Genomic DNA, 21,375 nt, shown 5'->3' on the forward strand with positions numbered 1-21,375 from the left:
GATGCTCCTCCGCGAGCGGGACACCCCGGAAGGACTGCTCGTCTCGGTCTGCGACCGCGACTGCCTCGGCGAGACGTACGAGGACGGCCCGGTGTCACTCGACGTGACCGAGGAGTTCTACGGCGGCGAGGAGGCCGACGACGCGGACGCCCAGGCCGTCGTCGACAGTCTCACGCGCGCGACGGTGGCGAACATCGTCGGCGAACGCGCCGTCGAAGTCGCCGTCGACGCCGGCATCGTCGACGAGGAGTCGGTTCTCGACGTGGGCGAGACGCGCCACGCCCAACTGCTCTGGATGCGGTAGCGGGCGACCTCTGTTTGATAACGGACGGCTTGGTCGAACGCTCAGCGAACGACCGGAACACCGTGTCGAATAGAGAGGGCGGCCTCGCACGGAACCGCGTCGGTTCGACTCGGCTACAGGCGACGTGTACTATCTCGACCGTACGCCCGCAGGTTTCGCTCCGCCAGTTCGACTGCTCGGTCGATTCGCCTCCGTTTCGTCGCCTCGGTCTTCGCCGCTTCGACGAGCGAGATGAAGGCGTGCTGGTCGGTGTTCGAGAAGGCCCGGAAGTTCTTCCAGGCCGCTTCGTTCGCTTGCAACGCCGTTTCCAACGCGTCGGGAATCGCGTGGTCGTCGGAGAGACGGTAGGCGTTCGCCCACTCACCCGACTCCTTCGCCGCCTCGACGGATTCCATCCCCGCCGGCGTCATTTTCTCGGCGTCGAGCATCTTCTGGACGCGTTCGGTGTTCTTCTTCGACCACTTGCTATCGGGCTTTCGGGGCGTGAATCGCCGTTTGTACCGCGTGTCGTCGATGCCGTTGATCAGACCATCGATCCAGCCGTAACAGACCGCCTCCTCGACGGACTCATCGTAGCTGATTCCTGACCGCTCGGCGTCGACTTTGTAGTAGCCGATCCAGAGTTCCTCGGCCGCGTCGTGGTTCTCCTCTAACCACTCGCGAAACTCCTCACGCGAGTCGAAGAAAATCGGGTGCACGGTGGGAGTTCGCCGCGAGAAGAGATAACTCCGATCGAATGCTCGAACGGGAGTCGAGCGACACACCCCCCGAATTCGGCCCGGATTACTAAACCGAGTACAGATCGCTGGTTCGACGAAGCCCGAGGGGCGTTTTACGGTTTCCCACCCCGGTACCGACAGCGACCGTGGCCGATTCTCGTGAATATTTAGAGGTGACGTTACCGAATTCGGTTTCGTCACGCCGTGCGGACCGAAGCCGTGTTAGTGCTGGGACTGCTACGAGGGACCAATGGGAGTGCAGGAATCGTACCCGATAGACGTCGCGTCCATCCGCGAGGATTTCCCCATCCTCGACCGGAAGGTCGGCGGCGACTTCACGGTACCCGGCGAGGGTGAGGACGACGACCTACCCCTGGTGTATCTCGACAACGCGGCGACCAGTCAGACGCCGAAGCAGGTGGTCGACGCCATCGTCGACTACTACTACGGCTACAACTCCAACGTCCACCGCGGCATCCACCACCTCAGTCAGGAGGCCTCGGTCGCGTACGAGAACGCCCACGACCGGGTGGCGGAGTTCGTCGGCGCCGCCGGGCGCGAGGAGATAGTGTTCACGAAGAACACGACGGAGGCGATGAACCTGGTCGCCTACGCGTGGGGCCTCGAAGAACTCGGCGAGGGCGATACGGTCGTCCTCACGGAGATGGAACACCACGCCTCCTTGGTCACCTGGCAGCAGATAGCCAAGAAGACGGGTGCGTCCGTCGAGTACATCGGCGTCGACGAGGAGGGCCGCCTCGACATGGACCACGCGGCCGAACTCATCGACGAGGACGTGAAGATGGTCTCTACCGTCCACGTCTCGAACACGCTCGGAACCATCAACCCCGTCGCCGAACTGGCCGAGATGGCCCACGAGGCGGGCGCGTACGTCTTCGTCGACGGCGCGCAGGCCGTCCCGACGCGACCGGTCGACGTGAAGGAGATCGACGCCGACTTTTACGCCTTCTCGGGGCACAAGATGCTCGGGCCGACGGGCATCGGCGTCCTCTACGGCAAGGAGGAGATTCTCGAGGAGATGTCGCCGTACCTCTACGGCGGCGAGATGATACGCAGCGTCACCTACGAGGACTCGACGTGGGAGGACCTCCCGTGGAAGTTCGAGGCGGGCACGCCCGTCATCGAACAGGGCATCGCGCTCCACGCGGCCATCGACTACCTCGACGACATCGGGATGGAGAACGTGCAGGCGCACGAAGAACTGCTCGCGGAGTACGCCTACGACCGACTGACCGAACTCGACGACGTGGAGATATACGGCCCGCCGGGTGACGACCGCGGCGGACTCGTGGCGTTCAACCTCGACGGGGTCCACGCCCACGACCTCTCCAGCATCCTCAACGACCACGCCGTCGCCGTCCGCGCCGGCGACCACTGCACGCAACCTCTGCACGACAAACTCGGCGTGGCCGCCTCGACGCGCGCGTCGTTCTACGTCTACAACACCTTCGAGGAGATAGACAAACTCGTGGAGGCCGTCGACGACGCTCGGCAGTTGTTCGCCTGAGGGTCGGCGCACCGCGAGCGAACGAAGTGAGCGAGCGGACCGACGACCGAGCGGAGGGCGGCGACGCCGCGCGAAGCGAGGGAGACGGATTTTGGTCCAGCTGTTACCGAGCGAGTGAGCGAAGCGAACGAGCGCAGCGCAAAAGGTGGTCGACGACGCCCGGCAGTTGTTCGCCCGGGAATCGCCGGGAAGCGGTTCCGCGAAGGGCTCTTTTTTGCCGCTACTCCGAGGGGAACGCCGACTCCGGATTTCGGCGGGCCCACGGGCCGACCCGTTCGCCGGTGGTGGCGTACCGGTAGAGGGCGGTGCGGGCGACCATCCCGACCACCTGCGCTGCGACCATCGAGGCGACGAGGAGGACGAACCCGGCCGCGCCGACGACGTAGGCCGCGACGCCGCCGGCGGCGAAGTACGCCCACGCGAGGGCGCCGACGCCGAGGAGTCCCGCGGGGAGGAACGCGACGGAGACGCCGACGGTGGCGGAGACGCTCTCGCCCCACGTCTCCCGGAACGCGTCGCCGCTCTCGCGGAGGACCGCTCGGAGACTCGCCGTGTCTTCGAGAACGATGACCGGGACGACGAAGAACGTCAGGAGCGCCCACGCGAGGTCGAACAGGACGCGCGCGAGGGAGCCGAAGACGCCGAACTTCTCGTCGACGACGTACAGGACCGTTCCGAGCGTCGCGGCGGTGACCGACCAGAGCGCTATCGTCCGGCGGGCGCGCCACGCCGCCGCGAGTCCGTCGCGGACCGTCGGGTCCTCGCCGTCGAAGTACCGCGCCGCGCAGTGGACGACTGCGGCGTTGAAGAACGTCCCTGCGCTCGAAGAGACGGCGATTGCGACGAACACGCCCGCGTAGCGGAGGAGGTCGTTCGTGAGAAACGCCTCCACCGTCCCGTACCGCAGGGCGACGCCGACGGCGACGGCGAAGGCGCTCCCGACGGAGAGGAGGCTCAGGGCGGGGAGGAGGGCTAGCCGAGGGTTATCGCGGAAGACGTCGACGCTGGCGTCGACGACGTCGAGTCCGCGGCTGAATCGTCCTGCCATACGTGAGCGATGACACCGCTGACGTATAAGTGTTGTATCGTTGTTACGATGGGTACGGCGACACGGCGTGTCGGCGGTACTGTCAGCGGTCTGAACAAGATATTTATCCTACCGAATCGAACGCCAGCACGTGTCAGTCCTCCAATCCCTCCGTTCGGCGGGCGGCGCGCTCCGTCGAAATCCGATACTCGCCGGTGTGATGCTGCTCGTCCTCCTGGTACAGCTTCCGACGCAGTTCGCGCAACTGATGGCCCCGACGGGGGCGATTGTCGTCTCGCTCGGGTCGATACTCGTGACGGTGTTCGTGACCCCGTTCGTCTTCGCCGGGTTGGTCGGTATGGCCGAGGAGGCGCTCGACGGGGACACCGGATTCGGGACGCTGGTCGAGGCCGGCAAGAAACACTACGCGTCGATGCTGGGGGCGTACCTCCTCGTCTTCGTCGGCGTCGTCGCACTCGCCTTCGTCGGAGTCGCCGTCGTCGGCGGATTGGGAGTTGCCGTCTCGCCGGCCGCCGCCGGGGCCGGACCGCTCGCGAACGCGGGCGTCCTCGTCGCCGCGACGCTGGCGTTCCTCCTCGTGCTGTTCGTTCCGCTGTTCTTCGTCCAGTTCTACGGACAGGCCATCGTACTCGACGACGAGGGCTTCCTCGGCGGGTTCGAGCGGAGCGTGAGTCTGGTCCGACGGAACCTCGCTTCGGTGTTCGGCTACACCGTCCTCACGTTCGGCGTCGGCCTCGTCTTCGGCGTCGTCGCGAGCGTCCCGTCGACGCTGCTGTCGGTGCAGGTGGCGCAACCGACTCCGCTGTTCCCCGACCTGCCGCTGTCGCTGGTCGTCGGGTTCGTCGTCGTCGCCGACGTGCTGATGGCGCTGTTCGGGGCGTTCTTCCTCCTGTTCTCCGTCGCGTTCTACCGGACGCTGGACGGGACGACGGGGAACGAAGGCGCGCCGCCGTCGCAGCGTACGGTCGCCTGACGGTTGATGCGGGCGACCCGAACGCCCCCTTCTTTCGAGTCTCGAAGCAGACGCCGAGAGACGTCTCCGGAGTGAAGGACGGCGACAGAACACCTGAGAGAGGAAAAGAAGGGAGGGGACCGCGACGGCGTTCAGTCCGCTCCGGGCGGCGACGCCGACGGCGCGGAATCCGACGAGCGTCGGAACGACGCGACGAGTTCGGCGACGTCCGTCGGAGAGCGGAGCAGGGCGATGAGCCCCCAGATGAAACCGGTGAGGAGGGCGCCGAGGGCCGAGTAGGTCATGTCCATCGTGAGGAACGCCGTCCCGTAGACGAAGCCGATTGTCAGCGAAGGGAGACTCGTTCCCAGCGGGACCTTCGACGTCTCGTCTCTGAGCGTCGGCGCGAGCGCGGCGATGGAGAAGACGTTTCCGGCGAGGAAAACGAGGTCTTGCCACATCATTGATTTCTCATCCCGATTTTAGATTTTGTGTTGGAGGTTTCTCGCATATTCTCGGGTAGCGCCGACTCGGTGAAAAGACTTACTACATGATGAGTAAATAAAATCGTGAACGAGGGTCGAACTGATTCTTCGGAACGCCGTCGAACCCACCGACTGCGGTGCGGCGCGACGCCCCAACCGTTATTCGACGAACCGCCGTCTGCGAACGTGTGTTTCAGACGACTGTCTCGGTTGTCGGCGTCGTCCGCGGGACGTTCGCGGAGTTCGTCGCCGGCCTTCGGGCGGCGATTCCGAACGCTCTCGGTGGTATCGTCTTCCTCGTCCTCGCCTACGTCGTCATCAGGGTCGCGCTGTGGGCGCTTCGGGGGACACTCGACGCCCTCTACCCGGACGAACAGGACCTCGTGGTCAGCCTCGGCGTCACCGTCGCCGGCCTGTTCCTCTGGTTCGGCGCGGCGCTGGCGTTCTTCAAAATCGTCGGCATGGGAGACGTGGCGGCGAGTCTCGGCACCGCGACGGGGTTCGTCGCGCTGGGCGTCTCCTACGCGCTGTCGGATATGATAGCGGACACGGTTGCGGGCGTCTACCTGCTCCGCGACCCCGACTTCAATCCGGGCGACCGCGTGGAGTCGGACCCTGCGACGGGCGTCGTCGAGTCCATCGGCCTGCGCAAGAGTCGGTTCCGCGACGACGAGGGCGACACCGTCGTCGTCGCCAACCGCGAGGTGGAGAAGAAGTGGCGGCGGATGGAGTCGAGGTGAGCGCGATTCACGTGCCGAACGCCGAAGCCAGCGTTTCCGAGACGAAGTCTTCGAGCAGCAGCGACAGGTTGTAGACGAGCGTCGACTGCGCGCCGACGACGCCGAACGCCGCGGCCGGTCGAACGCCGGCGACGCGGAGGCCGTGCGCGACGAAGAGGACGACGAGGAGGTTGCCGGCCGTCGCGGCGACGTGAATCATCGAGAGGGCGGTCATGTCCACGTCCGTCTCGTCGACGTGCGAGAGGGGGCCCCCGAACGCGAACCACGAGAGCGTCGCGAATCCGAGGAGCGCGCCGCTGACGTAGGCGAGCACCGACAGTTCGCCCGGCATCCCGTATTCGTGGATCAGCAGCGCGCCCGCACCCCAGATGGTGAGCGTGTAGCCGTAGGCGGACGACTCCGAGCGGAGGTTGGACGCGAGTCGCTTGGTCGGTTCCATCACGCGGGAACACGGTTCCCGGATACGAGTGCGTTCGGGCGGGAATCGGTCTCCCCGGAACCCTTATCCGGGGAACTCACCTACCATCGACAACTATGGGTATGGGCTCGGACATGTATCGACAGCAGATTCTGGACCACTACAAGAACCCCCGGAACAAGGGCGAGATGGAGGAGCCGACGTTCTCGCACACCGGGGAGAACCCCTCCTGCGGCGACACCATCACGATGCAGGTGAAACTCGAAGACGACGGGGAGACCATCGAGTTCGTCGCGTTCAACGGCGACGGCTGCGCCATCAGTCAGGCCTCGGCAAGCATGCTCTCGGAGCGACTCCAGGGGACGACGCTGTCGGAACTGGAGAAGATGGACACCGACGACGTGACGGAGATGCTCGGCGTCGACATCTCGCCGATGCGCATCAAGTGCGCCGTCCTCGCCCGGCAGGTGGCGCAGGACGGCGCTGCCGTCTACGAGGGCGAGGCCGACGAGGAGAAGACGACGACCGAACTCGACGACTGAGTCCGCGCCGTCGCCGCCCGAACCGCCCCGAACCGACGCGGTCACACGACCCCGGTCACGTCCCTGTTTCTCGCCGTGTACGACAACCGACGAGCGTCGAGTTCCCGCCGCCGCGCGCGGTGCCACCGGCGTCGCCTCCCCTCGTCGACGCGGACGCCGACGGCGTCGGCCACCGTGTCCACGAGGACACGGAGGAAGTACGCCTCGTCGGCCGGGTAGTCGCGCCGACCGGCCGGACCGTCCCCGCCGTCGACCGGTCGCACCGACCAGTCGGCGTCGGCCGCGACGTAGTCGATACCGCGCGCGTCGAGACGTCGCTCCAGCACCCGTCCCGCCCGCGACCCGAGGCGGTCCCCGCCGTCCATCGTCGCGTGGTACGCCGAGAGGACGGCGTCGTCGGCGTCGTGGGGCGGCGCGAACGCGGTGCCGCCGTCGAAGGTGATGGGGAAGTAGAACCGACCGCCGGGAGCGAGGCCGTCGAGGAGGCGGTCCACGCCCGCCGGGTCGAGGAGGTCCACGAACGCCTGCGCGACGACGAAGTCCCACCCGCCCGCGTCGGCGGCGTCGAGGGCGTCGCCGCGGACGAAGCGCACGTCGATAGCGTTCTCCCCCCTCAGCGACAGCGACCCCACGGTCTCGCCCGGGACGGCGAAATCGAAGTCGGCCTCGTGGTCGCCGTCGCCATCGCCTTCGCTGTCGATGGAGTCGACGGCGTATCCGGCCGCCGGCGCCGTCGCCGCGACGCGTTCGCGGGCGAGGTCGAGGTTCACGCCGTCGGCGTCGACGGCGACGTACGCGAGGTCCGGGACGTCCCACGCGAGGAGGCGGCGGAGAAACGACCCCGTGCCCGTCCCGGCGTCCAAGAGGCGGAGGCCGTCCGGCCGGCCGGCGAGGTCCGACCGGACGAGGCGGCGCACGCCGGGGGCGAACGCCCGGTCGTCGACGGACTCCTTCGCCGCGAGGTAGCGCCGGAAGTCGCCCTTCACGACCCTCTCCCCGCGGGTGGCGTCTCGGCCCGCGGGAATCCGCCGTCTCCGGCGTCGTGACGGTCGACGACCTCCCGGAGGAAGCGTCGGACGCCCGCTACCGTCTCCGACCACGGGGGGTGCACCTCGTACCGGTCGAGGGCGGCCCGGCCCGCCGCCGCGAGTCGGTCTCTGTCCGCGGCGAACCCGGCGAGAGCCTCGCGGACGCCCCCCACGTCGCCCGGCGCGACGAGGACGCCGGTCGAGTCGTCGACGAGGTCGGACGCCCCGCCGGACGCCGAGGCGACGGCCGGGAGGCCGAACCCCATCGCTTCGAGGTAGGCGATGCCGAACCCCTCGTGGGCGGAGGGCATCGCGAAGACGTGGCTCTCGCGGAGGACCGCGGCCGTCTCGTCGGTCGAGAGCGACCCCGCGATGTGGACCCGGTCGCCGAGTCCGCGCCGCCGAATCCGCTCGCGGACGCGGCGCAGGTGGGTTTCGTCCGGGTGAGCGCCGACCAGCGTGGCGAGCCACGGTTCGTCCAGTCCGGCGAGTGCGTCGAGGAGCGCGAGGATTCCCTTCCGCGGGAGGAGGTTGCCGACGAAGGCGACGCGGAACGGGTCTCGCCGAGCGCGCCGGCCGACGTCGGCGGCGGTCACGTTCGGGTCGAACTGCGCGTCCGCGGGCGGCGCGACGTGCGTTCGGAGGCCGGACGCGCGGCGTTCGACCGACTCCGCGGTCGGGCGACTCGTGCAGACGGCGGCGTCGCAGCGGTCGAGGAAGCGCCGTTCGAGCGTCCGCGCGACGGTAGCGTCGAGTCCGTCGACGGCGTCGCAGCGGAGGTGGTGGACGAGGGCGACGACGGGCGCGGCGTCGGGCGTACCGAGGTCGGTGCAGCGGCCGAGCAGCGCCGGGTGGGCGAGTTCGTCCGCGAGGACGACGTCCGGGGCGAACTTCGACGAGAAGAGCCGTCGAGGGACCAGCGAGTCGACGACGCCGAGCGGGTAGCGCCGCCACGGGATGGAGACGACGCGGACCGTCTCGCCTGCGGCGCGGAGGCCGTCGACGAGCGCTCGGTCGTAAGCGAACCCGCCCGAGGCGGCGTCGAGCGACCCGGGGACGACGAGGGCGACGCGCATCAGAACGGGGCGGTGTAGGCGGCGTTCGCCGCGTCGTCCTCCCAGACGGTGACCGTCGCCTCCGACGCCGCCTCGGCGTCGAGTTCGGCGGCCAGACGGTCGTGGACGACCCGCGCGAACCGCTCGACGCTCGGGTTGTACCCCTCGAACTCCGGTAGGTCGTTCAGGAAGGCGTCGGCGTAGCGCTCCTCAACGCCGTCGAGCGCCGACTCCACGGCGTCGATATCGACCAGGTAGTCGTACTCGTTCAGCGTCTCGCCCGTCAGTTCGACCTCCAGTCGGTATCGGTGCGAGTGGGGGTCGCCCTCGGGACCGGGGTTCGGAACGGTCAGCGCGTGCCGGGCGACGAAGGGCCGAACGACGGTCACGGCGTACATATTCTCCCGTGGGACGGAACCGCCGTAAAGCCGCGGTCGGAGCGGTCGAACGGGGTCAGTAGGTGAAGAGCACCTGCACGGCGTCGGCGGGGTCGTCGTCGAGCAACCGATAGGCGTCGGCGGCGTCCTCGACCGGAACGCGGTGGCTGACGAGCGACGAGGGTTCGAGGTCCGGCAGGGAGTCGAGGACGTAGTCGAGGCGGCGCTCCTTGTCCCAGCGGCCGGCGTGGTCGGCGTCGATTTCGCTCACCTGGCTCGACCGGATGCGCATCCGACTGCGGTGAAAGCGCCCGCCCAGTTCGAGCGAGACGGCTCTGTTGAAGTCCTATCGATTCGACACCTTTCCTGCTGAAACAGCTGTTGTGTGGGACTGCGAATCAAGCGAACTCCCCTGTAGTACCCTAAAGAGCTTGATGCGTCAGAAAACACTTAACCGCTCTCTTAGTTGTGTGACTCGTGAAGTCACGAATTGGTTCCCTCCTGATACTGGCCCTGCTCGTTGCTTTTGCCGGCTGTGCAGGGATTGGTAGTACCGGCCCTGACGTTACGGACAAAGAAGCAAGAGAACAAGCACTAAGCGCCGAGGAGACGCGTGTAACTCAAGCGCTGGAGAACGCGAGCTACGTCACCAGCAGTAGCGTCGGCATTTACGCCAAACCTAACGCGACCGTCCTGAACAGCAACAGCTCGGCCGTTAAAGTCCGGGTGAAAATGCCGTATTCCTATGAATACAGTTGCGAGGACGGTTCCAGTGGGGCGGTTGACGGACTGAAAACCAATGTGGTCTATCAAGTGACTGATTCCAACGTGACCGTCATGACAATCACGGAGAGCATACAAAACGCCTGCGCCTAAACACATATCCAGCCCCTTGTCGGCTCTCCTGTTCTATTGAACGTTCAAAGTGCCTTGTCGATGTTGTGAGTGAGACAGCAGACAACGAGTTCACGGAACTGCTTCCACCAGTGCCGTGAGCGGACGAATGCGCCATATTTCCGTTTGAGGCGAGAGTTTACCGTCTCGTTTTGACTGCGCTGACCGTAGAGATCGGCATCCAAGCGAGCATTCCACGCTTTGTGAAGTGACGAGAACTCGCGGTGCTTGATGAGCGGACGAACACCAGTTTCACGGGCTAATGCGCGAATCTTCTGATCATCGTATCCCTTGTCGCCGAGGAGAACTGCTACTTCCCCGGTATTCCGCTTGATGAGCAACGGCGCGATCTTCGAGTCGTGTTTTCGTGTTGTTGTTACGTGTACGTCGAGGACAGCATTTGCTCTCGTGTCCACGAGAAGCGTGACTTTCAACTGCTGAATCGTCAACTTCGTTCGCTTCGTATAGTGCTTCGAGGCGTGACTACGGTCAAAGCCAGAGGCATCGATACCGACGACACCGTTGGTCGGGAGGAGGGTAACCGAGAGGTTGAGCAGCACACGCCAAACCGCCATATCGAGCCGGTTAAACGCCTTACACAACGTCGAAGGAGACGGGATTTCCTCAAGATTGAGGGAGCTCCGAATCCGGGGCATCTCGATGAGTTCGTCGAGGAGCGTCCGGTACGTCGTGTTCTTCCGCACCTTGAGACAGAGCAAGACGATGTGCTGGTGGAGTGTGTACCGTCGTTTCGAGAACTTTGACGAGTAGCGGGCAACAGCTCGCCGAGCCAAGTGATATGCCTGCTCAACGAACCGAAGCAACTGCGACTTTGGGAGGGCCTGCATCCGGTCAGACTACCGGGCGAATCTGTAACTCTCTGAGGATTTCAACAGAGCCAGCGAGACGGGTTTCGCGCCGTACCACGACCCGACGACGAGGCGGCCGTCGTCGCCGGTGAGCGAGATGGCGTCCGGGAGCGCCTCGGGGTTACCGGAGAGTTCGAAGGTGAGGTCGGCCCGGCCGTCGCCCGCGAAGCGGTCGGCGACGCCGTCCGGGACGGCCTCGGGGGCGAACGCCTCGTGCGCGCCGAACGACCGCGACCTGCGCCTGCGCGGGGCGTGACGGTCGACCGTGACGAGTTCCGAGAGCGGGAACCGCGCCAGCAGTGCGGTGGTGAGGAGGCCGACGACGCCCTGTCCGAAGACGGCGACGCGTTCGCCGACGCGGGGGCGGCCGTCCATCGCGAATCCCGTCGCCGTCTCCGCCGTCGCCAGCATCGCGGCGTCCTCGTCGGACACGTCGTCCGGGAGGGCGACGAGCGAGTCGGGGGCGGCGCAGAAATGGCTCGCGTGCGGGCGGAAGGCGAAGACGCGGCGGCCCGCCCACGCGTCGTCGACGGCGTCGCCGACGGCGGTGACGACGCCGACGGCGGCGTAGCCGTACGATACGGGGTAGGACAGCGGTTCGGTCAGACCGTCTATCGTCGCGTCGAGCGGAACGTCCGTCGGGACGTCGTCGCGGTAGACGAGGAGTTCGGTGCCCGGGCTGACGGCCGACACCGTCGTCTCCACGAGCACCTCGTCGTCGGTCGGTTCCGGGACCGGACCGTACTCGACGTCGACGGTTCGCGGCGCGGCGAACCGGACGCGCCTCGCGTCGGTCACCGGCGGCCGCCCGCCGGGAGCGACGCCCCCCGTCGGTCCGCTGTCTGTCGGTACATACCACGACTGACGGGTGAGCCGGGGTAAAGCTGTCGCGCGTGCGAACGTTCACCACTACCGGCTCCCTATCGGGTCACGTGGAGGAGACACCGGAGAAGGGCGGGGTGACCCGTGCGAGCGAGACGGGGAACGCCCGCCCGAACGACGCGCCGGGGGGACCGGCGGACGATACCGCACCGCCCCGAACCGCGCGGCAACTGGCGGCCCTCGCCGTCGGGTTCCTCGCGTGCGTCGCCGCCCTCGCCGTCCTCGCGGAGCGACGGGCGCCCGGAACGGGCCTGCCGTGGGCCGTCCTCTCGGGGGCGGGCGTCGCCGCCGTCGTCGGCCTCGCGCGCCGGAACCTCGAACGAAACCGCCCGCCCGACGGGGGCCGGGCGTTCGGCACGCTCGGCGTCGCCAACGCGGTGACGCTGTTCCGGGGGGCGCTCGTCGCCTCGCTCGTCGGGTTGCTCGCCGTCCCCTCGGCGACGGGGTGGTTCGCCGCGTTCCTCTACGGGGCCGTCGCCGCGCTCGACCCGCTCGACGGCGCCATCGCTCGCGCCCGAGAGCGCCGGACGCTCCTCGGGGCGTGGCTGGACATGAACGTCGACGCCGCCGGACTCCTCGTCGCCGCCGTCGTCGGCGTCGCTTCCGGGTTGCTCCCGCCGTGGTACCTGCTCGTCGGTGCCGCGCGCTACCTCTTCGTCGCCGGCGCGCGGGTGCGACGGCGGCGGGGGTTGCCGGTCTTCGACCTCCCGCACAGCGCGTCGCGCCGCGTCCTCGCCGGCGGCCAGATGGCGGTGACGGCCGTCCTCCTCGCGCCCGCGGTGCCGCGGGGGGTCGCGTGGACGGCGGCGACGGCGACGATGCTCCCCTTCCTCGCCAACTTCCTCGTCGACTGGTTCGTCGTCTCCGGCCGACGGAAGCGACCGCTCCCCTGACCCGGGGAGCCGACTCACTCGCCGCGGCGGAGGAGGACGACCAGTATCGCGACGAGGGCGAGTTGCGCGAGTTTGTCGACGGCGGCGACCGGAGAGAGCTGATTCAATCCTTGAACCACCGTGTAAGCGAAGATGACGACCTGACCGAGGACGAACGGGATGCCGACGAGGTAGGCCAGTCGCCGGCGGACGTTCAGCGCGACCATGGCGATGCCGACGCCGAACCCGACAGCGGCGACGAGAAAGGAGACGCCGAACGCCGTCGGCAGCGAGGGGACGCCGAGGACGAGGTGAATCACTCCCGAGAGGGCCGCGAGCGCGATGCCGACGTAGTGGAGCGTCGTGAGCGACGAGGTGTCGATTCGGGAGGCCATATCGTTGAAACAGGCGCGCCGACGACTTAATACTCGGTAACATTCGACACGGAAATCGGGTGCCCGGAACGGCGTCGCTCGTCGGGAGGCCGAAGAGAAGAGAAGAGAAGAGAAGAGGAGAGAAGAGAACCGGGAGACGGAGAAAGGAGTGTCGCGGTTCGCGCGGTCCGTCTACTCCGGCTTCAGTCCGCCGTCCTGCACGCGCATGATGCCCTCGCCGTCGGCGAGGTTCGGCGCGTCGACGAGGCGGACGATGCGCTTGTCGCCCTTCGACTTGCGGAGGTAGATGCGGAACGTCGACTTGTGCCCGAGGATGTTCCCGCCGATGGGCTGGGTCGGGTCGCCGAAGTACGAGTCGGGGTTCGAGGCCACCTGGTTCGTCACGAGGACGACCGTGTTGTGGAGGTTGCCGACCTTGTCGAGTTCGTGGAGGTGCTTGTTGAGTTTCTGCTGGCGGTCGGCGAGTTGACCGCGGCCGACGTACTCCGCGCGGAAGTGTGCGGTCAGGGAGTCGACGCAGAGCAGGCGGACGGGGAACTCGTCGTCCTCGTGTTCGCGTGCCAGTTCCTGGGCCTTCTCGGCGAGGAGGATCTGGTGGTTGGAGTTGAACGCCTTCGCGACGTGAATCTTGTCGAGCACGTCGTCGAGGAGCACGGACATCGCCTCCTCGTCGTCCGGCGTCCCCTCTATCTCACGGTCGTCCATCATCGCCTGGATGAGTTCGTCGTCGAGACCGCGGAGCATGTCGTCGATGCGCTCGGGGCGGAATGTGTCCTCGGAGTCGACGAAGATGCAGGAGCCGTGGAGACCCCCGTGTTCGTGGGGCAGTTGGACGTTGACGGCCATCTGGTGGGTGACCTGCGACTTCCCGGAGCCGAACTCGCCGTACACCTCGGTGATGGACTGCGTCTCCAGTCCGCCGCCGAGGAGTTCGTCGACCTCCGGAATCTGCCAGCTCAGCTTTCCGATCTCCTGGCGTCGTTCGAGGACCATCGAACCGGTCTCGAACCCGCCGATGTCCGCCGCCTTGCGGGCGGCGTTGATGATGTCGGAGGAGGTGGACTCGCCCACGTCGGCCGTGTTCGAGAGTTCGCTGGGGCTGGCGACGGCTATCGACTGGTAGCTCTCGAAGCCGGCTTCCACGAGTTTGTCTGCGGTAGCGGGACCCACGCCGGGGAGACTTTCGAGATCGTCTTCGGGCATCGTATCTCACTCTGAGGCCCACGAGCACATAAAGCCTCGTTAACACCGTAGTGGAAGTGAAACCGCTCGACTGCGGCGCGTCGTCAGTCAGGGTTTCCTGAGGGTTTAACCGACAGTACGCGGCGGTGTCGCTCCTCGGGGGGTGTACGGCGGAGGGAAAAAGTCCGGTCGTCGCCTACCGAGTCACTGCCACGGATGTCCGCCCTCGCGGTCGGGCCACATCGGGTACCAGTACTCCTTGTCCGATTCGAGACCGAGTTCGCCGTCGAGCACCGACTCCAGTTTCATCAGGACGCGGTCGTTCTGCTCGCGGCCGCGGTCGGGCGCGAACGGGTAGTACGCGCCGCGGCGGAACGAGTAGACCCAGTAGGCCCGGTCGCCGTCGCGTTCGAAGCCGAAGACGGCCGCGAGGAGGCGGGAACCGTACCCGCGTTCGATGAACTCGTCGGCGGCGAAGTGGATACTGGTGACGAGGTCCTCCGGGTCGTCGTCCTCGAGGACGACCCACTCCCAACCGTGGGAGTCCTCCTGCACCCGAAAGTCGGTTCCCGTCTCCTCCTCGCCCGCCTTGAGGATGGCCTCCACCTCCTCGACCGTCTCCTCGAAGTCCGTGCTGTCGACCGAGGAGAAACAGAGCGCCGCCGCGCCGACGGACTCGAAGCCGAGGTCGGCCTCCATCGTGAGGTAGGCGGTGCTCATCCCGAAGAGGTCCTCGGGGTCGGCGTCGCGCGTGGCGTCCGTCTCGGCGCTGATGCCGAGGACGGAGCGAATCGAGTCCATGAACCCCATCTTACGCCGTCTCCATCTCGCGTTCGAGTTGGCGGAGGCGTTCGATGCGGTTCTCGGTGGAGGGGTGCGTGCTGAACAGGCGGCCGATGAAGTCGCTCTTGATGGGGATGATGAAGAACGCGTTCATCTCCGACTGCTCGCGCAGGTCGTCCTTCGGCACCTGGTCCATCCGCCCGGATATCTTCATCAGGGCCGACGCCAGCGCCGAGGGACGGCCGGTGATGACCGCCGCGCCGCGGTCCGCGGCGTACTCGCGGTAGCGCGAGAGCGCGCGGATGAGGAGGTACGAGATTATCCAGACGACGAGGGAGGCGGCGATGGCCGCGATGACGCCCCCGCCCTGTCGGTCGCGGTTGCCGCCGCCGAACCAGAAGCCCCAGCGGACGATCATGAACGCGACCGTCGAGAGGAACGACGCGATGGTCATCACCATCACGTCGCGGTTCTTCACGTGCGCGAGTTCGTGCGCGAGGACGCCCTCCAACTCGTCGTCGTCGAGCGTCCGCATGATACCCGTCGTCACGCAGACCGCGGAGTTCTTCTGCGACCGGCCGGTGGCGAACGCGTTCGGGACGCGCGAGTCGACGACGGCCACCTTCGGTTTCGGCAAGTCCGCCTGCTGGGACAGGCGGGAGATGGTGGCGTGGAGTTGGGGGTACTCCTCCTCGGACACCTCTTTGGCGCCCATGCTGTACAGCGCCAGCTTGTCGCTGAAGAAGAATTGCACGAACATGAACACCGCGACCAGCGGAAGGAACGCGGTGTACGTCCGCGCAATCACCGCGACGAACACGATGTAGAGCGCGAAGAGCAGGAACATCGTGAGCGCCATGCGCCCGCGAAGTCCCCAGTCGGGTTTCCAATCCATGGCGTCTCTTTCGTGTTCGTCGGTATAAACGCTGTTGGAGTGGTGAGTTTCGCGCTCGGCGCCGAGAGTGCAGTCGCCCATCTGGCGTGAGGAGGGCGCGACGGAACTATGCGGGAGAGGGTCGTCGAAGCGGTATGGAAACCGTCGTCGTCACCGGAGCGGGGGGTCGCTCGGGTCGCTGGATAGCGGACCGCCTCGCCGCGACGTACGAAGTAGTCTGCGTGGACCTCGCGCATCCGGGGTTCGAGGTGGACGCGCGCGAGAACGTCGACTTCCGGGCCGCCGACCTCTCCGACCGGGGGGAGGCGCTGGACCTGCTCGGGGACCTGGACCCCGACGCCGTCGTGCACTGGGCGAACCTCCCCTCGCCGACGAGACACGCCGGCGGGCGCGTCTTCGAGACGAACGTCCTCGCCACGTACAACACGCTCGTCGGCGCGGGCCGCGCGGGCGCGAGAGTAGCCTGGGCCTCCAGCGAGTCGGCGTACGGGTTCGCCTTCGCGGAGGAGCAGGGAGTTCCGGACGAACTCCCCGTCACCGAGGCGCACGAACTCCGTCCCGAGGACCCCTACGGCGCCTCGAAAGCCGCCGGCGAGGAGGTGGCGAAGATGGTGAGCCGTCGGTTCGGCGTGCGCGTCGCCTCGGTTCGACCGTCGTGGATTCAGTATCCCGGCGAGTACAACTGCCGGGACGTCGCCGCCTCGGGAGATATCGCCGGCGGCGCGGGCAACTGGTGGTCGTACGTCGACGTGCGCGACGTCGCCGGACTCGTCGCCGCCGCCGTCGACGCCGACTTCGCGGGTCACGAGGCGTTCCACGCCGCCGCCGCCGACAACTACCTCGGTCGGCCCACCGTCGAGGCCGTCCGCGAGTGTTTCGGGGAGGTACCCGCGGACTGCTCGCTGGACGGCGAGGAGTCCGCCCTGTCGACGGCGAAAGCCGCGGAGATGCTCGGGTGGACGCCCGAGCACTCCTGGCGGGACGCCGAAAGCGAGAGCGTTCCGGAACCGTCGCTGTACGAAGCGTAGAGCGCCGACTCGCGGCCGCGAAGCGTTTTTCGGTCCACCCGGCTACTCTACGAGTATGTTCACAGACCGCACGGAAGCGGGGGAGCGACTCGGCGAGCGACTGCGCGAGGCGGGTATCGAGGCCGACGTAGTCCTCGCGATTCCGCGCGGCGGCCTCCCAGTCGGCCGCGCCGTCGCGGACGCCCTCGGCGCCCCGTTGGACGTGGTCGTGGCCTCGAAACTCGGCGCGCCGCACAACCCCGAGTTGGCCATCGGCGCCGTCGCGGGCGACGGGAGCCTCTGGCTGAACGACGGGATGGTCGACCGCCTCGGCGTCGACGACGCCTACGTCGAGTCCGAACGCGAGCGAGAAGCCGAGGTGGCGCGCGAGAAGGTGCGGGACTACCGCGGCGGCGACCCCCTGCCGGACGTGGAGGGAAAGCGCGTCGTCGTCGTCGACGACGGCGTCGCCACGGGCGCGACGGCGATGGCCTGCCTGCGGATGGTCCGGGAGGGCGGCGCCTCGCGCGTCGTCTTCGGCGCCCCCGTCGCCCCCGCGTCGGCGCTGTCGGACCTTCGAGCGGAGGCGGACGAGGTGGTGGTCGCCGAGACGCCCGAGAACTTCACAGCCGTCGGCGCGCACTATCGAACGTTCGGGCAGGTGAGCGACGAGGAGGCGCTGACCTACCTCGAATCGCCGGAGTGAGGTCGCCGTCCTTAAACGCGCTCGTCCACTACAACGGCCGAATGAGTTCAGGCGACTTCTGTCCGCGGTGCGGCGACCCGGTGCCGGAGCGTGAGGAACCGCTCCCCGGGATGCCGCGCGAGAAGGACGCGGTGCTCTGCGACGCGTGTTACTTCGAGGATTTCGACCTCGTGGACGCGCCGGAGCGAATCGAGGTTCGCGTCTGCTCGCAGTGCGGTGCGGTCCACAAGGGGAACCGTTGGGTGGACGTCGGCGCCCAGGACTACACCGACGTGGCCGTCGAGGAAGTCTCGGAGGCTCTGGGCGTCCACCTGAGCGCCGAGGACGTCCGCTGGGGGGTCGAACCCGAGCAGGTCGACGAGAACAACATCCGGATGCACTGCACGTTCTCCGGCGTCGTCCGCGGGACGCACGTCGAGGAGACTGTGACGGTGCCGGTCATGATTTCCAGACAGACCTGCAAGCGGTGCGGTCGCATCGCCGGCGGCTACTACGCCAGCATCGTCCAGGTACGCGGGACGGACCGCGACCCCACCGACGAGGAGGAGCGACGCGCCGTCGAGATAGCGGAGTCCTACATCGCCGAAAGACAGGAGACCGGCGACAGGAACGCCTTCATCTCGGAGATAACGCCGTCGGGCGACGGCCCGGACATCAAGATATCGACGAACCAGATGGGCGGCGGCATCGCGAAACATATCGTCCGCGAACTGGGCGGGAGTTTCGAGGAGTATCCCACGCTGGTCACCGAGGACGGCGACGGCAACGAGGTGTACCGCGTCACGTACGCCGTCCGCCTGCCCAAGTTCACGCCGGGCGAGGTGATAGACACCGACGACGAGGAGGGCCCCGTCCTCGTGCGGAGCGTCCGCGGGAACCTGAAGGGCGTCCGCCTCGACAGCGGCGAGGACTACGAGGCGCGCTTCGAGGAGGGCGAGACGCCCGAGGCGCGTCGACTGGGAACCGTCGAAGACGCCGTGGAGACGACCGTCGTCACCGTCGAGGACGACAACGCGGTACAGGTGCTCGACCCCGAGACGTACGAGTCGAAGACCATCGCGCGGCCGTCGTACTTCGACAGCGACGCGGAGTCGGTCCCCGTGCTCAAGAGTCGCGCGGGACTCCACATTCTCCCGACCGAGGCCGTCGAGTCGGACGACGAAACCGAGGAGTAATCAGTCCGCTCGGACGGGCGCGTCCGCCGTCGCGGCGGTCACGTCCGCCTCGTCGTGCAGTTCGATACCGTGCTGGTGGAGGGCGGCCATTAGCTCCGCCTCCGAGCGACCCGCGCGGGTCGCGGCCTGTGAGAGCGTCAGCGTTCCGCTTTGATACAGCGTCATCGCCGTCGTCAGCGCGTGTGTGTGCATGGCCGGATACATCATCACCAACTAACCCAAGGGTGTTAACTATTTCGTGAGAGAGCGTGACAGACAGAAGGGTTACGCAGATATTAATGCGTTATTCTGAACCTATCCGTTCGAACTTCGGGACAGATGGCTAATGTATTAACAATCATTAAGTAGATGTCAGCCGTCGCGGCGCGTTCGGTGTAAATGCTTCCAGATGGACCAGTCAGGCAGTAAGATTGAAATCCTCCGCCCCGTCAGAAGGAGCATGGACCGACAACAGATACTCGCGCTGATACTCGTCGTCCTGATGTGCGGGTCGACGTTCGCGTACGGAGCCAGTCTCCTGCTGTAGCGGACTCTCAGTCGCCAGCCCGGGGGAACTCGTACGACTCGCACGGGGGGAAGGACACGCGTCCGGTCAGCTATCGCCCCAGACGTCCGACAGCGGATGGTTCGACCGGGAGTCGTCGCCGTCGTTGCCTGCGTTCCCGCCCTCCCCACCGTCGGACGGGTTCGTCCGGGCGCCGCCGCCCGACCCGGTCGCCCCGCCGGACCCGGAGTCGGACCGCGACGAGGAACGGGAGCGCCGAGCGCTCGACGTCGACCCCGCCCGCGACACCCCGCCGGACCCGCCGCGTCCGCGCCCGCCGGCGGCCTCCTGGTCGAACTCGGGCAGGTCGGGCGTCGACATCCGGTCGACCTGTTCGGCGAACCACGCGGGCATCTCCGAGCGCGTCCGGTCGAACAGTTGGAGCAGCGAGGAGTCAGCGAGGTACGTCGCGCCGTAGTCGTCGGGCGCGCGGACGACGCGCCCGCAGGCCTGAATCACCGTCCGGAGCGCCGCGCGGCGGTACCACGCCCACTGCCCCTCGTCGAGGCGGTGGGCGACGCGCGAGTCGTTCGTGTTGAGGTACGGCGCCTTGCAGACGACCTGCCAGCGACACAGGTCGCCGTTCAAATCGAGCGCCTCCTCCATCTTCACCGAGAGGAACACGTCCGCCCCCGTGGAGGCCTTCCACGTCTCCAACTCCGCGTCGCGGTTCTCCCTGTCGTGGCCGCGGACGCGGTTGCCGAGGCCCAACTGCGCGAGCCGTTTTCGAAGCTCCGATTGGATGGCGTAGGAGTGACAGTGGACGAGGCCCTTCTCGTCGGGGTGTTTCGCCATCAGTCGGACGAGCAGTCGCGCTATCTTCGGCAGGGTCTCGTCGCGGTGCTCGTACGTCATCTTCCCCTGCGTCACGTCGTACAGCGGCCGGTTCTCGACGGGGAAGGTGTGCTCGACGTCGACGAGGGCGACGTTCGAGGGGTCGAGACCGACGCTCCGGCAGAACGCCTCCTTGTTCAGGATGGTCGCCGACAGCAGGGCGTGTCTGTTCCCGCGGTCCCAGACGGTGTGCTTCAGGTAGCGCGCGGGGTCCAGCGGTTTCACGGTGAGGGGTTCGCCCTCGCCGCCGAACTGGTCGACCACCCACGTCGTCGGACTCTCCGGGTCGCGGTAGTCCTGGACGAACCACTTCAACTCGGAGATGAGTTCCTGCAACCGGTCGCGGCGCGCGGCCTCCTCCGGCGTGAGTTCGGACCTCCTCAGGAGTTCGTCCTTGGCGTCCGAACACACCTGTACGAGGGCCTCCGCGAACCGCACCGTCCGTTCGAGGGGGTCGTCCGCGGCGGTCACGTCCGGAACCCCCACGTCGTCCCAGACGGGGACCGTGCGGGGGTTCAGGTCGATGGTCGCGTACATCTCCGCCCACTCCGCGAGGCCGTGCGCCTCGTCGATTACTACGACGTCTCGCTGCCGGAACACGTCGGAGCCGGCGGTCTGCATGAAGTACGCGAGCGTCATCGCCGCGATTTGGCGGTTGGAGGCGATGGCGCGGTCCGAGAAGTACGGACAGCGGTGGCGGACGGTGCAGTCGAACCCCTTCTGTCTGGCGCACGGCGCCCGGTCGACGGGCGTGTCCGTCTCGCCGTTGAGGATGCAGGTGTAGTTGGACTTCCCGCGGATGACGCTCAGGTCGTCTAAGAGTTCGTCCTCGGCGACGTCGTCCAGTTGCGACACCTGCGGCGTCGTGTAGTAGGCGTCGGTCGCCTTCGCGGGTTTCGCCTCCTCGGTCGTCCGGGCGGCCCCCGCGATGGCGCGCGCGAGGAGCGACTTGCCGCTTCCCGTCGGCGCGCGGACGAGCACCACGTCGTTGCCGGCGGCGAAGGCGTCGCGCACGTCGCGGAGGGCCCGTTCCTGCGCGCCGCGGTAACTCGGCGCCGGGAACGACGGGAGGATTCGGTCGGGGTCCACGTCCCCTCGTCGCCGCCGTCGGGAGTAAAAGCATCGCTCCCGGCGGTCCGAG

General features: G+C 67.2%; 27 protein-coding genes. 11 read left to right on the top strand and 16 right to left on the bottom strand.

Annotated elements, in window-relative coordinates:
• Position 1: 1 nt before the first annotated feature.
• A complete protein-coding gene (locus tag NDI79_RS17455; protein ID WP_310930212.1) occupies positions 2–304 on the top strand; it encodes a DUF424 domain-containing protein in 303 nt (100 codons plus the stop codon).
• Between the two features lie 113 nt (positions 305–417).
• Here NDI79_RS17455 and NDI79_RS17460 read toward each other — a convergent pair whose 3' ends face one another.
• Complete coding sequence (locus NDI79_RS17460) at positions 418–1,002, bottom strand: YdeI/OmpD-associated family protein (RefSeq protein ID WP_310929929.1); 585 nt, start codon at positions 1,000–1,002, stop codon at positions 418–420.
• Positions 1,003–1,279: 277 nt separating this feature from the next.
• Here NDI79_RS17460 and sufS point away from each other — a divergent pair, with 277 nt between their 5' ends.
• Entirely contained in the window at positions 1,280–2,551 is a 1,272-nt protein-coding gene (gene sufS / locus NDI79_RS17465; protein ID WP_310930214.1) for a bifunctional cysteine desulfurase/selenocysteine lyase SufS, read from the top strand.
• A 220-nt stretch (positions 2,552–2,771) separates the two neighbouring features.
• On the opposite strand, the gene NDI79_RS17470 is transcribed toward sufS, so the two are convergent.
• Entirely contained in the window at positions 2,772–3,599 is an 828-nt protein-coding gene (locus tag NDI79_RS17470) for a DUF6159 family protein (RefSeq protein WP_310929930.1), read from the bottom strand.
• Positions 3,600–3,729: 130 nt separating this feature from the next.
• On the opposite strand from NDI79_RS17470, the gene NDI79_RS17475 reads away from it, so the two are divergent.
• Positions 3,730–4,572 (top strand): DUF7847 domain-containing protein, encoded by an 843-nt coding sequence (locus NDI79_RS17475; protein WP_310929931.1) that lies wholly within the window; start codon positions 3,730–3,732, stop codon positions 4,570–4,572.
• A gap of 131 nt (positions 4,573–4,703) precedes the next feature.
• Here the strand turns inward: NDI79_RS17475 and NDI79_RS17480 are convergent, their stop codons facing one another.
• On the bottom strand, positions 4,704–5,015 hold the full coding sequence (locus tag NDI79_RS17480) for a hypothetical protein (RefSeq protein ID WP_310929932.1): 312 nt from the start codon (positions 5,013–5,015) through the stop codon (positions 4,704–4,706).
• A gap of 209 nt (positions 5,016–5,224) precedes the next feature.
• On the opposite strand from NDI79_RS17480, the gene NDI79_RS17485 reads away from it, so the two are divergent.
• Entirely contained in the window at positions 5,225–5,776 is a 552-nt protein-coding gene (locus NDI79_RS17485; protein ID WP_310929933.1) for a mechanosensitive ion channel domain-containing protein, read from the top strand.
• A 7-nt stretch (positions 5,777–5,783) separates the two neighbouring features.
• Here NDI79_RS17485 and NDI79_RS17490 read toward each other — a convergent pair whose 3' ends face one another.
• Complete coding sequence (locus tag NDI79_RS17490; protein WP_310929935.1) at positions 5,784–6,215, bottom strand: hypothetical protein; 432 nt, start codon at positions 6,213–6,215, stop codon at positions 5,784–5,786.
• Between the two features lie 95 nt (positions 6,216–6,310).
• Between NDI79_RS17490 and sufU the strand changes: the two genes are divergently transcribed.
• Positions 6,311–6,736 (top strand): Fe-S cluster assembly sulfur transfer protein SufU, encoded by a 426-nt coding sequence (gene sufU / locus NDI79_RS17495; protein WP_310929936.1) that lies wholly within the window; start codon positions 6,311–6,313, stop codon positions 6,734–6,736.
• Positions 6,737–6,777: 41 nt separating this feature from the next.
• Here the strand turns inward: sufU and NDI79_RS17500 are convergent, their stop codons facing one another.
• Genes NDI79_RS17500 through NDI79_RS17515 form a run of 4 tightly spaced genes read right to left on the bottom strand, consistent with a single transcriptional unit; the run spans position 6,778 to position 9,467 of the window.
• Positions 6,778–7,722, bottom strand: coding sequence for a class I SAM-dependent methyltransferase (locus tag NDI79_RS17500; RefSeq protein ID WP_310929937.1), 945 nt, complete (start codon positions 7,720–7,722; stop codon positions 6,778–6,780).
• Positions 7,719–8,840, bottom strand: coding sequence for a glycosyltransferase family 4 protein (locus NDI79_RS17505; protein ID WP_310929938.1), 1,122 nt, complete (start codon positions 8,838–8,840; stop codon positions 7,719–7,721). The genes NDI79_RS17500 and NDI79_RS17505 overlap by 4 nt, the downstream gene beginning before the upstream one ends.
• Complete coding sequence (locus NDI79_RS17510) at positions 8,840–9,217, bottom strand: 6-pyruvoyl trahydropterin synthase family protein (RefSeq protein ID WP_310929939.1); 378 nt, start codon at positions 9,215–9,217, stop codon at positions 8,840–8,842. The genes NDI79_RS17505 and NDI79_RS17510 overlap by 1 nt, the downstream gene beginning before the upstream one ends.
• Before the next feature lie 55 nt (positions 9,218–9,272).
• The gene (locus NDI79_RS17515; RefSeq protein WP_310929941.1) at positions 9,273–9,467 is read right to left on the bottom strand and encodes a hypothetical protein; all 195 of its coding nucleotides are present in this window, start codon (positions 9,465–9,467) and stop codon (positions 9,273–9,275) included.
• A 206-nt stretch (positions 9,468–9,673) separates the two neighbouring features.
• On the opposite strand from NDI79_RS17515, the gene NDI79_RS17520 reads away from it, so the two are divergent.
• Positions 9,674–10,072, top strand: coding sequence for a hypothetical protein (locus NDI79_RS17520; RefSeq protein ID WP_310929942.1), 399 nt, complete (start codon positions 9,674–9,676; stop codon positions 10,070–10,072).
• Positions 10,073–10,116: 44 nt separating this feature from the next.
• Here NDI79_RS17520 and NDI79_RS17525 read toward each other — a convergent pair whose 3' ends face one another.
• Together NDI79_RS17525 and NDI79_RS17530 are read right to left on the bottom strand one after the other, a co-directional pair.
• Positions 10,117–10,938: an IS5 family transposase gene (locus NDI79_RS17525; RefSeq protein ID WP_310929943.1), complete on the bottom strand. Its 822-nt coding sequence runs from the start codon at positions 10,936–10,938 to the stop codon at positions 10,117–10,119.
• Positions 10,939–10,947: 9 nt separating this feature from the next.
• Entirely contained in the window at positions 10,948–11,757 is an 810-nt protein-coding gene (locus NDI79_RS17530) for a zinc-dependent alcohol dehydrogenase (protein WP_310929944.1), read from the bottom strand.
• 134 nt (positions 11,758–11,891) lie between these two features.
• On the opposite strand from NDI79_RS17530, the gene NDI79_RS17535 reads away from it, so the two are divergent.
• Complete coding sequence (locus NDI79_RS17535; RefSeq protein ID WP_310929945.1) at positions 11,892–12,734, top strand: CDP-alcohol phosphatidyltransferase family protein; 843 nt, start codon at positions 11,892–11,894, stop codon at positions 12,732–12,734.
• 14 nt (positions 12,735–12,748) lie between these two features.
• On the opposite strand, the gene NDI79_RS17540 is transcribed toward NDI79_RS17535, so the two are convergent.
• The 4 genes from NDI79_RS17540 to htpX form a co-directional block, all read right to left on the bottom strand.
• On the bottom strand, positions 12,749–13,108 hold the full coding sequence (locus NDI79_RS17540) for a DUF7475 family protein (protein WP_310929946.1): 360 nt from the start codon (positions 13,106–13,108) through the stop codon (positions 12,749–12,751).
• A 171-nt stretch (positions 13,109–13,279) separates the two neighbouring features.
• The gene (gene radA, locus NDI79_RS17545; protein WP_310929947.1) at positions 13,280–14,311 is read right to left on the bottom strand and encodes a DNA repair and recombination protein RadA; all 1,032 of its coding nucleotides are present in this window, start codon (positions 14,309–14,311) and stop codon (positions 13,280–13,282) included.
• Between the two features lie 183 nt (positions 14,312–14,494).
• Positions 14,495–15,100 (bottom strand): PspA-associated protein PspAB, encoded by a 606-nt coding sequence (pspAB, locus tag NDI79_RS17550; protein ID WP_310929949.1) that lies wholly within the window; start codon positions 15,098–15,100, stop codon positions 14,495–14,497.
• 1 nt (position 15,101) lies between these two features.
• Positions 15,102–15,968 carry a zinc metalloprotease HtpX gene (gene htpX / locus NDI79_RS17555; RefSeq protein WP_310929951.1) on the bottom strand — a complete coding sequence of 289 codons (867 nt, stop codon included), beginning with the start codon at positions 15,966–15,968 and terminating at the stop codon, positions 15,102–15,104.
• 134 nt (positions 15,969–16,102) lie between these two features.
• Here htpX and NDI79_RS17560 point away from each other — a divergent pair, with 134 nt between their 5' ends.
• From NDI79_RS17560 to NDI79_RS17570, 3 genes are read left to right on the top strand one after another with little or no spacing between them, the layout of a single operon-like run.
• Positions 16,103–16,996 carry an NAD-dependent epimerase/dehydratase family protein gene (locus NDI79_RS17560; RefSeq protein ID WP_310929952.1) on the top strand — a complete coding sequence of 298 codons (894 nt, stop codon included), beginning with the start codon at positions 16,103–16,105 and terminating at the stop codon, positions 16,994–16,996.
• A gap of 55 nt (positions 16,997–17,051) precedes the next feature.
• Positions 17,052–17,681 (top strand): phosphoribosyltransferase, encoded by a 630-nt coding sequence (locus NDI79_RS17565; RefSeq protein ID WP_310929954.1) that lies wholly within the window; start codon positions 17,052–17,054, stop codon positions 17,679–17,681.
• A gap of 41 nt (positions 17,682–17,722) precedes the next feature.
• Positions 17,723–18,856 carry a 60S ribosomal export protein NMD3 gene (locus NDI79_RS17570; RefSeq protein ID WP_310929955.1) on the top strand — a complete coding sequence of 378 codons (1,134 nt, stop codon included), beginning with the start codon at positions 17,723–17,725 and terminating at the stop codon, positions 18,854–18,856.
• Here the strand turns inward: NDI79_RS17570 and NDI79_RS17575 are convergent, their stop codons facing one another.
• Positions 18,857–19,048: a DUF7317 family protein gene (locus NDI79_RS17575; protein WP_310929956.1), complete on the bottom strand. Its 192-nt coding sequence runs from the start codon at positions 19,046–19,048 to the stop codon at positions 18,857–18,859.
• A gap of 196 nt (positions 19,049–19,244) precedes the next feature.
• On the opposite strand from NDI79_RS17575, the gene NDI79_RS17580 reads away from it, so the two are divergent.
• A complete protein-coding gene (locus NDI79_RS17580) occupies positions 19,245–19,382 on the top strand; it encodes a hypothetical protein (protein WP_310929957.1) in 138 nt (45 codons plus the stop codon).
• 66 nt (positions 19,383–19,448) lie between these two features.
• Here the strand turns inward: NDI79_RS17580 and NDI79_RS17585 are convergent, their stop codons facing one another.
• On the bottom strand, positions 19,449–21,323 hold the full coding sequence (locus tag NDI79_RS17585) for a helicase C-terminal domain-containing protein (protein WP_310929958.1): 1,875 nt from the start codon (positions 21,321–21,323) through the stop codon (positions 19,449–19,451).
• Between the last annotated feature and the right edge of the window lie 52 nt (positions 21,324–21,375).

Origin of the sequence: Halogeometricum sp. S3BR5-2 (assembly GCF_031624635.1) — an archaeon.
GTDB classification, from domain to species: Archaea; Halobacteriota; Halobacteria; order Halobacteriales; family Haloferacaceae; genus Halogeometricum; species Halogeometricum luteum.